Origin of the sequence: Stenotrophomonas sp. ZAC14D2_NAIMI4_6 (assembly GCF_003086875.1) — a bacterium.
GTDB lineage: Bacteria > Pseudomonadota > Gammaproteobacteria > Xanthomonadales > Xanthomonadaceae > Stenotrophomonas.
Genome location: NZ_CP025996.1, coordinates 3,308,767 through 3,320,226, shown reverse-complemented (window position 1 = coordinate 3,320,226; position 11,460 = coordinate 3,308,767). Strand labels below are relative to the sequence as shown.

The following is an 11,460-nucleotide window of genomic DNA, read 5'->3' as shown; positions in this document are numbered from 1 at the left end:
GCGCGTCAAGTATTCGTTAACGCTAGAATTGCGTCGCAGGAACAGTGCTCACCAGCACATTCCATTCGGTTATATGGACGCCTTCCCCCATGATTTCGCTTCGTAATTTCGCCTTGCGCCGCGGCGAGCGGCTGCTGTTGTCCAACGTCGACCTGACCCTGCACGCCGGTTACCGGGTGGGCGTGGTTGGCCGTAACGGGGCCGGCAAGTCCAGCCTGTTTGCTGCAGTGAAGGGCGAACTGGAAGCCGACAAGGGCGATGTGGACCTGCCCGGCAAGGTGCGCATCGCCAGCGTGGCCCAGGAAACCCCGTCGCTGCCCGACCCGGCACTGAGCTTCGTGCTGGGTGGCGATACCGAAGTGGCCGCGGTGCTGGCGGCCGAAGCCGATGCCACCGCCCGCGAAGACTGGGAGGCGGTGGCCGAAGCGCATACGCGCATGGCCGAACTGAACGCCTACGACGCCGAAGCACGCGCCGGCAAGCTGCTGCACGGCCTGGGCTTCCCGGCCGAGACCCACCACCGCGCGGTGTCCTCGTTCTCCGGCGGCTGGCGCGTGCGCCTGAACCTGGCCCGCGCGCTGATGATGCCCAGCGACCTGCTGCTGCTGGACGAACCGACCAACCACCTGGATCTGGACGCGGTGTACTGGCTGGAACAGTGGCTGCTGAAGTACCCGGGCACCCTGCTGCTGATCTCGCACGACCGCGAGTTCCTGGACAACGTGGCCACCCACACCCTGCACCTGCACGGTGGCGGGGCCAAGCTGTACCCCGGTGGCTATACCGACTTCGAGCGCCAGCGCGCCGAACAGCTGCGCCAGCAGCAGATCGCGCACGAAAAGGAACAGGCCGAGCGCGCCCACCTGCAGAGCTTCATCGACCGCTTCAAGGCGCAGGCCAGCAAGGCTGCGCAGGCGCAGAGCCGCATGAAGCGACTGGCCAAGCTGGCCGGTACCGAAGCGGTGCGTGCCGAGCGCGAATTCCGCATCGAATTCGCACCGCCGGCCAAGCTGCCGTTCTCGCTGATCCGCCTGAACCACGTCGAGGCCGGTTATGGCAGCGACGCGGTGATCCTGAACAACGTGGGCTTCGGCCTGGAAGCGGGCCAGCGCATTGGCCTGCTGGGTCCCAACGGCGCCGGTAAGACCACCCTGGTGAAGACCCTGGTGGGCGAACTGAAGCCGATTGCCGGCGAGCGCTCGGCGCACCCGGACCTGCGCATCGGCTACTTCGCCCAGCACACGGTGGAATCGCTGCACGAAGGGCAGTCGCCCATCGAGCATTTCCGCGAGATCGCCCCGGATGCGCCGAATCAGGCCTTCCGCGATTTCCTCGGCAAGTGGAATTTCCCGGGTGACCGCGCATTCGAGCCGGTGGACGGTTTTTCCGGTGGCGAGCGCGCGCGCCTGGCGCTGGCCCTGATCGCCTGGCAGCAGCCGAACGTGCTGCTGCTGGACGAACCGACCAACCACCTGGATCTGGAAATGCGCGAGGCGCTGGCCGAAGCGCTGGCCACCTTCGAGGGCGCCATCGTGATGGTGTCGCATGACCGCCATCTGATCGGCCTGGTCTGCGATACCTACTGGCGCGTGGCCGACGGTGTGGTCGAGCCGTTCGATGGCGACCTGGACGCCTACGCCGCCTGGCTGCGCACCCGTCCGCAGGCGCAGGGCACCAAGGCGCGCATGGAGCAGGTGGAAGAGCCGGTGGTGGTCAAGACCGCACCGGTGGCGCAGGTGGTGCAGAAGAAGCCAGCCAACCCGCACAAGCTGGCCAGCGCCGAAGCCAAGGTGGCCGAGCTGGAAGCCAGCCTGGCCGAGCTGGACCGCCAGCTGGCCGACCCGGCCAACTACGCCGATGCCACCCGCATGGCCGTGCTGGGGCGCGAGCGCGAGACTGCTGCCGCGCAGCTGGAAAAAGCCGAAGCGGCGTGGATGGAATTGCTGGAATCCTGAGGGCATCCGCCGGGCACGGCCCGGCGGCTTTCCCCGATCCGCTGCGCTCGCCGGGCATGGCCCGGCGCTACCGAGGCACCGCGAACGCGGGTAACGCCGGGCCGTGCCCGGCGGCGTCAGCGGTGTTCGCGATCCATCGGTAGCGCCGGGCCGTGCCCGGCGGGATCACCCGCCCTGCGCCTGCAACCATTCGCGGAATCGCTTGGCCGGTTCGCGTTCGCTGCGCGAGCGCAGCCGGGTCAACCAATAGCGGCCCAGCTCCAGCGTGGTGGCGAACGGCTGCAGCAGGCGCCCTTCGGCCAGTTCGGCTTCGAACATGCGCAGCGGCAGCAGGGCCACGCCGGCGCCACCGGCCGCTGCGGCGGCCAGGGTCAGCGAAGAGTCGAACACCGGGCCTCTGGCCTCCACGCCGCTGGTGGCGGCCGCCTGCAGCCAGCGCGGCCATTCGTCGCTGCGGTACGAGCGCAGCAGGGGCACGGTACCGAGGTCACGCGGCTGCTTCAGCCGCCGCGCCAGCGCGGGCGCACACAGCGGCGCGAACGGCGCATCGAGGATCGCCGTGCAGGCCTGCCCCTGCCAGTCGCCCTCACCAAAGCGGATGGCCAGGTCCAGCCCTTCGCCGGCCAGATCGATCCGGTTGTTGTGGGTCTGCAGGCGCAGCTCGATATCCGGGTGCGCCGCCTCGAAGGCCGCCATGCGCGGCAGCAGCCAACCGGTGGCGAACGTGCCCACCACCCCGATCGTCAGCACTTCGCGCGCTGGTCCACCGGTGTAGCGGGCGATGCTGGCCGAGATGCGCTCGAACGCTTCATGCAGCACCGGGAACAATGCGGCGCCCTCGTCGGTGAGTGCCACGCCGCGTGGCAGGCGGTGGAACAGGCGGATGCCCAGCCGGTCTTCCAGACCGCGGATCTGGTGGCTCAACGCGGCCTGGCTGACGCACAGCTCCAGCGCCGCGCGGGTGAAGTTCTGGTGGCGGGCCGCGGCTTCGAAGGCGCGCAGGGCGTTGAGCGGCAGGGTAGGGTGCAGCATCGGGAGGTGTGAGGCAGGCTGATGGGTGCATCCTAGCGTGTTGACCGGTGCGGCCGTCAAAGGAAGGGTTGATTACGTTAGACATGAGTTCTACTCATGCCTGGCCCTGAAAATTCGCGTTGGTCGCGGGGCCGCCACGCTTTCAATAATCCGGGTTCGTTTCCCGGAGCCCGCCCATGCACGCCCGCCGTCGATTCCTGCAGCTCAGTGGTGCCGCCATCGCATCGTCCCTGCTTGCGCCTGCCTTGGCGCGGGCCGCCGTGCCTGCCCCTGCCGGCCCGGCCACGTCCGCCGCCATTGCCGGTGCGGTGGATTTCGCCGCGCTGGAAAAAGCCAGCGGCGGCCGCCTTGGCGTGACCGTGCTGGACACCGGCAGCGGCCGCCGCCTGGGCGGGCACCGCCAGGATGAGCGTTTCCCGATGTGCAGTACGTTCAAATCGATGCTGGTGGCCCACATCCTGAGCCTGGCCGACGCCGGTCGCCTTTCGCTGGACACCCGCGTGCCGATCGCCGAACAGGATCTGTTGTCCTACGCGCCAGTGGCCCGCCGCCACGTCGGCAAGGACCTGAGCGTGCGCGACCTGTGCCGGGGCACGCTGACCACCAGCGACAACACCGCTGCCAACCTGCTGCTGGGGGTGAACGGGGGGCCGGCGGCGCTGACCGCCTTCCTGCGCGCGCAGGGCGACCCGATCACCCGCAATGATCGCTACGAGCCGGACATGAACCGGTTCGCGAAGGGCGACCCGCGCGACACCACCAGCCCGGCGGCGATGGCGGCCAGTCTGGCCCGGTTCGCGGTGGGTGCTGGCCTTCTGCCGCCTTCGCGGCTGCAGTTCGCCGATTGGCTGGTGGACAACCAGACCGGCGATGCCTGCCTGCGCGCGGGCCTGGGCCCGCGCTGGCGGGTGGGTGACAAGACCGGCAGCAACGGCGAGGACACGCGCAACGACATCGCCGTGCTGTGGCCGCGTGCGGGCGGAACGCCGTGGGTCATCACCGCCTATCTGCAGGGGGCCAGCGTGGACGAGGCGCAGCGCGCTGCAGTGCTGGCGCGTGTCGGCGCGCTGGCCGATGCACTGATTGGCTGAAATGCAGGGGCGCGTTGCGGGGTCGGAGCCGCTTCCGGTGGAAACGGATCCGACCCCCGCTGCATCAGCTGGCCGCTGTGTCGCTGCCTTCCACCGCGGCCAGGAAATCACGGCCCCAGCGATCCACGTCGTAGTACTCCACGATGCCCTGCAACTGGCGCAGGCGCGCGCTGGCCTCTTCTTCGGGCATGGACAGCGCCTGCAGCAGGCCGGCGGCCAGATCGGCCGGGTCGTGCGGATTGGTCAGCACCGCGCCCTTCAACTCGGCCGCCGCGCCGGCGAACTCGCTCAGCACCAGTACGCCGGGCGTGCCTTCAATGCCTTGGGTGGCGACGAATTCCTTGGCCACCAGGTTCAGGCCATCACGCAGCGGGGTGATCCACATCACCTGCGCGGCGGCGTAGTGCGCCACCACCTGTTCGAACGGCAGGGCCTGGGCGAAGAAGCGTACCGGGGTCCAGTCCAGCCGCGAGAAGCGGCCATTGATGCGGCCCACCGCCTGTTCGATCTGGTTCTGCAGCGTGCGGTAGACGGTCATCTCGCGCGCGGCGGGTACGCAGACCATCAGCAGGGTGACCTTGCCGCAGTGCTCGGGGTGCTGTTCCAGTACGCGTTCGAAGGCTTCGAGTTTGGCCAGGGTGCCCTTGGTGTAGTCCAGCCGTTCCACCGACAGCACCAGCTTGCGTGCGCCGATCTCGCGGCGCAGCTTGAACAGGTCGTTGCGCACCTCGGCACGTGCCAGCAGGTTGCGGATGCGGCGCACGTCGGTACCGACCGGGTGCGCGCCCAGCGCCACATCGCGGTCGCCCACGCGCAGGCGAGTGGTCATGGTGTCCAGGCCCACCGCGCAGCCGTAGGTCAAAAAGCGCGGCGCGCAGCTTTCCCAGGCCAGGCGCTCGGCCGGCATGGCGCCACGCACCACGTCCACGAAGTTTTCCACCTGGCGCGGAATATGGAAGCCGATGTAATCGCAGCACAGCAGGCTGCCGATGATCTCGCGCCGCCACGGCACCACGTTGAACACATCGGCGGAGGGGAAGTAGGTGTGGTGGAAGAAGGCGATCTTCAGATCCGGGCGCAGTTCGCGCAGCGCGGCCGGCACCATCCACAGGTTGTAGTCGTGGATCCACACCGTGGCGCCGTGCGCGGCTTCGTCGGCCACGGCCTCGGCGAAGCGGCGGTTCACCTTCAGGAACACCTGCCAATCGTCTTCGCGGAACCGCGCGCGTTCCCAGAACACGTGCAGCATCGGCCAGAACGCTTCCTTGGAAAACCGCTTGTAGAAGATGTCCACGTCCTGGCGGCTGAGCGGCACGCGGGTGGCGCGCAGGGTCGGGTAGTGCTGCGCGTCCACCTGCACATGGCGCTGGAACGGGCGGTGCTTGGGATCGTCGATGCCCCAGGCCACCCAGCTGCCACGCTGGCCACCTTCAAAGAAGCTCAGCAGCGAGGGGATGATGCCGTTGGGCGAGCGAGGCGGTCGCTGCACCAGCTTGCCGTCCTCGATGGCTTCATCGAAGGGCAGCCGGTGGTAGACCATCACCAGTTCGGCGCCCTGCGCGCGTGCGGCAGCCGGCGCATGCAGGTAGGGGTCATCGGCGGCCAGCAGGCCGAAGTGTTCGATGGCTTCCACGATGCCGCCGCAGCCGGGTTCGTGGGCGTGGTACGTGTTGGCCAGATCAGCGGTGGCCGCAGTCAGTGCCGGTTCCGATTCGCCCACGCAGACACCGCGGAAACCGGCCTGGTACATGGACAGATCGTTCAAGGTATCGCCGGCCACCAGGATGCGCTCGCGCGGCAGTTCCAGCAGGCGCGCCAGCGCGGCCAGGGTGCGGCCCTTGTCGGTGTCCGGCGGCAGGATGTCCAGGTAGCGGTCGGCCGAATACAGCACGTCACAGCCCAGTTCCGCCGCGGTCTGCTGGATCTGCGCGCGCAACGGGGCCAGCGTGGCCGGATCGCAGAAATAGGAGCAGCGGCGTTCCTGCGGAACATCCTGGCGCTGCAGTGCGGTGAACGGCCGCATCGCTTCGGCCACCACCTGTTCGCCGGGCCAGTGTGCGTCGATCATTGACTGCAGCGGCTGCAACGGCTGCAGGGTGTGGCCGTGCACCACGGTGGCGCCCACGTCGCAGACGATGTAGTCGGGGCGGGGAATGGCCGGGTCGGACAGCAGCGGCATCACCGCTTCCAGGCCGCGCCCGGTAATGAACACCAGGGCGATGCCCGGGTGCTGGTCCACCAGCCGGTACAGGCGGTGGCGCTGGGCGGCGCTGCCGGCCAGGAAGGTGCCATCCAGGTCGGTGGCCAGGATCAGCTGTGGCCCGGTGGCCGTGCTGCTGGAAAGGAGGGGGTTCGGAATCAGGGTCGGGGACTCGACAGTCAATGCACTTCCTTCGTGGGTACGGTGGGAGATTCGGTTTCCGGCATCAGTTCCAGGGCCGCAGGCGTGGTCCGCAGCATGGGCCGGAACGGTGCCGGGTGGGTGCGCAGGCGCGCATGGCGCAGCAGGCGCAGGGCGGTAAAGGCGGCCAACGCGGTCAGCACGGCGGTGAAGTACAGCGGCAGCGCCGGGGCGCCGTAGCGCTGCATCAGCGCACCGGCCAGCGCCGGCCCGATGGCCGCGCCGATGCCGTGCACCAGCAGCAGGCTGCTGCAGCCGGACAACAGGTCCGGCGTGGGCAGGTAATCCAGCATGTGCGCCACGGCGAACGGATAGAGCGCGAACGCCAGGCCGCCATAGCAGAACACCAGCACGAACATCAGGTGCACCTGCTGCGACAGCGGCGGCAATGCGGCCAGCGCGGCCACGGCGGCGGCCAGCACGCTCAGACACAGCAGGCCCAGCCGACGGTCATGGCCATCGCTGATTCGGCCCAGCGGCCATTGCAGCAACGCACCGCCAGCAATGGCCGCCAGCATGAACAGCGGCACCTGCGCATCGCGCAGGCCGATCTGTTCGGCATACACCGGCAGCAGGCCCCAGAACGGCCCCATCGCCAGGCCGGACAGCGCGGCGGCGACGGTGGCCACCGGCGCCAGCGCGTACAGGCGCTGCAGCGTCAGCCGCGGCACGCTGGGCACCTCCGGCTGCTGCAGGCGGGTGGCGGTAACCGGCAGCATGGCCGCGCACACCAGCAGGGCGGTGAGCGAGAACATGGTGGCCGCACCGGTATCGCCGGCCAGCAGCAGCACCTGGCCCAGCGCCAGCGCCGACAGGTTCACCATCATGTAGACCGAAAACACCCGGCTGCGCCGCTGCGGGTCGGGTTCGGCGTTGAGCCAGCTTTCGATCACCGTGTACAGGCCCACCAGTGCCACGCCGGTCACCACGCGCAGCACGATCCAGCCGGCGGCGCTGATCCACAGCGGGTGCAGCAGCACGGCCATGGTGGCCAGCGCAGCGTGGAAGGCAAATGCCCGGCTGTGGCCGATGCGGCGGATCAAGGGCGGGGCGGTGAAGGTGCCGATGAAATAGCCGGCGAAGTAGGCCGACATCACCCAGCCCAGGGTGCCGGCGCTGAAGCCTTCCTGCCCGCCGCGAACGGCCAGCAGGGTGCCCAGCAGCCCGCTGCCGGTCAGCAGCAGCGCCACGCCCAGTAACAGGGCCGTCAGCCGCCACATGGGTGCGGCCTCGATGGAGAAGGTGGAGAAAACACCTGTCCCACCCTAACACACCCGCATTTCAGCCCCGTTCGATTTGCAGCGCGGCGCGGCCGCGCGCATGCTTCGCGCGTTCGTTCCACACGGAAGTCATGATGAGCCATGAACTGATCTACCTGCTGCTGATCTTCGCGCTGCTGGTCATACCGCGCGCGCTGCAGCGCTTCAGCCTGCCGGCACCGCTCACCTGCCTGCTGTTCGGCATCATCGCCATGCTGTGGCTGGGCGAGCGTTCGCATGATGCGGTGATCGGCCTGCTGGCGACGCTGGGGATTTCTTCACTGTTCCTGTTCGCCGGGCTGGAAGTGGATCTGGCCGCGCTGCGGCGTGGGCTGTGGCCGCTGCTGGCGCACCTGGTCATCCGCAGTGCAACGTTGTTCGGTGTGGGCTGGCTGGCGTGGCGTTATGCGGGCCTGCCGTGGCAGGCCGCGGGTCTGCTGGCGCTGGCCCTGCTCACCCCGTCCACCGGTTTCATCATGGATTCGCTGTCACGGCTGGGCTTGAGCGAAGACGAGCGGTTCTGGGTGACCAGCAAGGCCATTGCCGGTGAACTGTTGGCGCTGGCGGCGCTGTTCGTGGTGCTGCAGGCCGGCGATCCGTGGCACATGGCCATGTCCAGCAGCGCTCTGCTGGCGATGATGGTCGGCCTGCCGCTGCTGTTCATCGCCCTGGGGCGCTGGGTGGCGCCGCATGCGCCCGGTTCGGAATTTTCATTGCTGGTGATGGTGGGCATGGTGGCGGCCTACATCACCTACCTGCTGGGCGTGTACTACCTGGTGGGCGCGTTCATCGCCGGCCTGGTCGCGCGCCTGCTGCACCAGCGCATGCCGCTGCTGGCTTCGCACGAGAACCTGCACGCGCTGCGCCTGTTCGCCTCGTTCTTCGTGCCGTTCTACTTCTTCAATGCCGGCACCAAGGTGCCCAGCGAAGCGCTGAGCTTCGAGGCGCTGGGGCTGGGCGTGGTGATCACCATGGTGGTGCTGCCGCTGCGCATTGCGGTGGTGTGGCTGCAGCGCCGGGTCATGTTCGGCGAAAGCTTCCGCAGCAGCCTGCGGGTGTCGCTGGCGCTGGCGCCCACCCTGATCTTCACCCTGGTGCTGGCGGCGATCATGCGCGAGCGCTTCCAGATTCCGGCGGTGTTGTTCGGTGCGCTGCTGCTGTACGCCGCGCTGACCACGCTGCTGCCGTCGCTGGTGTTCCGCACACCCTTCGATGTCGATCCGGTGGAGCAGGAACCTGCCGGTGAAGGCGAGGGCGCGCCGGTGGCGGCGACCGAAGTGATCGCGCCGGTGCCTGTGCGCGACTGAGTGCGCGGGCGCGCGCTGCGCTTGCGTTGCGGCAGCGCAGACCGGACACTGCGCGCCCGGCCGCACCGCCCTGACGCGGGCCGGCCTGCACAGGAGCGCCACGCGTGATCGAGGAAGTGAACCACCGCCGCAGCTTGCTGCCCGCCCGTATCCTGTTGGGGTTCTCTGCGGTCGCGCTGTTGATCCTGTTCGCCAGCAGCTGGTCGATGCCGCCGGTGGATGCATCGGGCTTCCGCCAGACCCAGACCGCGCTGTCGATCGACTGGCTGCTGCGCGGTGGGCCCTGGCTGGATTACCTGACGCCGGTGATCGGTGCGCCCTGGTCCATTCCCTTCGAATTTCCGCTGTACCAGTGGCTGGCCGCGCTGTTGTCGGCAGCCACGGGGCTGAGCGCAGACAACAGCGGGCGTCTGGTCTCGCTGCTGTTCCACGTGGGCAGCATTTTCATGGTCTACCGCACCGTGCTGGCCTTCCGCCCGGACCGCCTGCTGGCACTGTGCGTGGCCGCCGCCTTCGCCGTTTCACCGTTCGCCCAGTTCTGGGGGCGGGCGGTGCTGATCGAATCGACGGCGGTGTTCTTCGGCCTGGTGTTCGTCTGGGCCATGGCCGGGCTGCGCAGCCGGCCAACGGCGCTGCTGGGCGGGGTGGCGGTGCTGGCGGCGGTGCTGTCGGCACTGGTGAAAATCACCACGTTCTTCGCCTATGCGGCCTTTGTAGCGCTGGCCTTCCTGTGGCTGGCGGTGCGCGAACACGGCTGGCGCCCGCAGTGGCTGGCCGCGCACTGGAAGCTGCTGGCCTGGGGCGTGGCGGCCGCGCTGGCCGTTCTGGCCACGCTGCTGCTGTGGCTGCAGCACGCCGATGCATTGAAGGCACAGTCGGCGCTGGGCCAGCAGGTGACCTCCGAAGGCCTGAGTGCGTTCAACTACGGCACTCTGCAGCAACGGCTGGACCCGGCCACCTGGGGCGCGGTGTTCAAGAAGCGCTTTGGCGCCGCCACCGGCTCGAACTGGGTGTTCGTGCTGGTTGTTGCAGCCGGCCTGGGCATGCGCCGTACGCGCGCGGCGGTGGCGTTGCTGTTGCTGGCCTATCTGGTGCCGTTCCTGGTCTTCACCAACCTGCAGGTGGTGCACCCGTACTACCAGGCCGCGCAGGTGGTGTTCGCCACCTCCATCGTGGGGCTGGTGCTGTGGGCGCTGGTGTTGCGCGCGCAGGCCAGTGGGCGCTATCGCTGGGCAATCGCCTTTGCGGTGTTGCTGTGCCTGCTGTCCACCGGCTTCGGCCTGGCCCATTACCTGAAGAACATGAAGGAAGCGCGCCAGCCCAGCGACATTTCGCAGATCGCCGCACTGATCCAGGCGGGCACGCCGCAGGATGGCGTGGTGCTGACGCTGGGCCAGGACTGGTCGTCCGAGCTGCCTTACCGTGCCGGCCGGCGCGGGGTGATGGTGCCGGACTGGGCCTCGGATGACGTGCTGCGGTCGCTGGTGGAAACCGACGCGGCGTTGGGTGGCCTGCCCCTGGCCGCGCTGGTGGTCTGCCCCAACCAGCTGGCCAGTACTGCCGAGCGTGCGTACTGGCAGGCGCAGCTGCTGCAGCGCTATTCGGCCGGTGCGCAGAAGCAGGCGGTCGGGCAGTGCGAGGTCTGGTTGCAGCCGGCGCGCTGACCGTGGCGGCCGGCGCCCGCGGTTTGCGCGCGCTGGCCATGGCCGTTAGGGTGGGGTCATGACTGTCCGTTCCGCCTCCATGTCCGCCGCGTTGTTGCTGGCCCTTGCGGCCTGTTCGCAGCAGCAGCCCCCGATCAGCCACGATGTGGCCACGGCGCCTTCCGATGCCTTCATGGCCGCCGTGGCCGCGCACTGCGGCCAGGCGTTCGCCGGCCGGGTAGTGGAAGACACCCCGCCCCCCGCAGGCGACGATCCGTTTGCCGGCAAGCCGCTGGTGATGCATGTGCGCGGTTGCGACGACCCCGGCCATGAGCTGCGCATCCCGTTCCATGTGGGCGATGACCATTCGCGCACCTGGATCCTGACCCGCACCGAGCATGGGCTGAAACTGAAGCACGACCACAGGCACGCCGATGGCAGCCCCGATGTCATCACCCTGTACGGCGGCGACAGCACGCCACCGGGCACCGCCCAGCGCCAGCAGTTCCCTGCCGATGCCGATTCGGTGGCCATGTTCCGCCGCGCCGACATGCTGGCCTCCACCCACAACGTGTGGGCGATGGAGATCGAGCCGGACCAGCGGTTCGTCTATGAACTGACCCGCCCCGGCGGGCGGCGTTTCCGCGTCGAATTCGACTTGGGCAAGCCGGTGGCGCTGCCGCCGGCGCCGTGGGGTTCCGAGCAGGCACCGGCCCGGCACTGAACTGTTGGGGGTCGGATCCTCTGCCCAAGGCAGGGGCTCCGACCCCAT

General features: G+C 68.8%; 8 protein-coding genes. 5 read left to right on the top strand and 3 right to left on the bottom strand.

Annotation, left to right across the window (positions count from 1 at the left end):
- The first annotated feature begins 89 nt into the window (after positions 1-89).
- Complete coding sequence (locus C1933_RS15275; protein WP_108753935.1) at positions 90-1,955, top strand: ABC-F family ATP-binding cassette domain-containing protein; 1,866 nt, start codon at positions 90-92, stop codon at positions 1,953-1,955.
- Positions 1,956-2,120: 165 nt separating this feature from the next.
- On the opposite strand, the gene ampR is transcribed toward C1933_RS15275, so the two are convergent.
- Positions 2,121-2,987 (bottom strand): LysR family transcriptional regulator AmpR, encoded by an 867-nt coding sequence (gene ampR, locus C1933_RS15270; RefSeq protein WP_108753934.1) that lies wholly within the window; start codon positions 2,985-2,987, stop codon positions 2,121-2,123.
- Between the two features lie 176 nt (positions 2,988-3,163).
- On the opposite strand from ampR, the gene blaL2 reads away from it, so the two are divergent.
- The gene (blaL2, locus tag C1933_RS15265) at positions 3,164-4,078 is read left to right on the top strand and encodes a L2 family extended-spectrum class A beta-lactamase (RefSeq protein ID WP_108753933.1); all 915 of its coding nucleotides are present in this window, start codon (positions 3,164-3,166) and stop codon (positions 4,076-4,078) included.
- A 64-nt stretch (positions 4,079-4,142) separates the two neighbouring features.
- On the opposite strand, the gene ggpS is transcribed toward blaL2, so the two are convergent.
- Positions 4,143-6,392 (bottom strand): glucosylglycerol-phosphate synthase, encoded by a 2,250-nt coding sequence (gene ggpS, locus C1933_RS15260; protein ID WP_108754861.1) that lies wholly within the window; start codon positions 6,390-6,392, stop codon positions 4,143-4,145.
- Positions 6,393-6,457: 65 nt separating this feature from the next.
- Entirely contained in the window at positions 6,458-7,699 is a 1,242-nt protein-coding gene (locus tag C1933_RS15255) for an MFS transporter (protein ID WP_108753932.1), read from the bottom strand.
- Between the two features lie 134 nt (positions 7,700-7,833).
- On the opposite strand from C1933_RS15255, the gene C1933_RS15250 reads away from it, so the two are divergent.
- The 3 genes from C1933_RS15250 (at position 7,834) to C1933_RS15240 (ending at position 11,412) form a co-directional block, all read left to right on the top strand.
- A complete protein-coding gene (locus tag C1933_RS15250) occupies positions 7,834-9,045 on the top strand; it encodes a cation:proton antiporter (RefSeq protein WP_108753931.1) in 1,212 nt (403 codons plus the stop codon).
- A 104-nt stretch (positions 9,046-9,149) separates the two neighbouring features.
- Complete coding sequence (locus C1933_RS15245) at positions 9,150-10,709, top strand: glycosyltransferase family 39 protein (RefSeq protein WP_108753930.1); 1,560 nt, start codon at positions 9,150-9,152, stop codon at positions 10,707-10,709.
- Positions 10,710-10,767: 58 nt separating this feature from the next.
- Positions 10,768-11,412: a hypothetical protein gene (locus tag C1933_RS15240; protein ID WP_108753929.1), complete on the top strand. Its 645-nt coding sequence runs from the start codon at positions 10,768-10,770 to the stop codon at positions 11,410-11,412.
- Positions 11,413-11,460: the final 48 nt, after the last annotated feature.

Coding starts and splice junctions, on each gene's coding strand:
- C1933_RS15255 (WP_108753932.1), bottom strand. CDS start 7,699: ATGTGGCGGCTGACGGCCCTGTTACTGGGCGTGGCGCTGCTGCTGACC.
- C1933_RS15250 (WP_108753931.1), top strand. CDS start 7,834: ATGAGCCATGAACTGATCTACCTGCTGCTGATCTTCGCGCTGCTGGTC.
- C1933_RS15240 (WP_108753929.1), top strand. CDS start 10,768: ATGACTGTCCGTTCCGCCTCCATGTCCGCCGCGTTGTTGCTGGCCCTT.
- blaL2 (WP_108753933.1), top strand. CDS start 3,164: ATGCACGCCCGCCGTCGATTCCTGCAGCTCAGTGGTGCCGCCATCGCA.
- ampR (WP_108753934.1), bottom strand. CDS start 2,987: ATGCTGCACCCTACCCTGCCGCTCAACGCCCTGCGCGCCTTCGAAGCC.
- C1933_RS15275 (WP_108753935.1), top strand. CDS start 90: ATGATTTCGCTTCGTAATTTCGCCTTGCGCCGCGGCGAGCGGCTGCTG.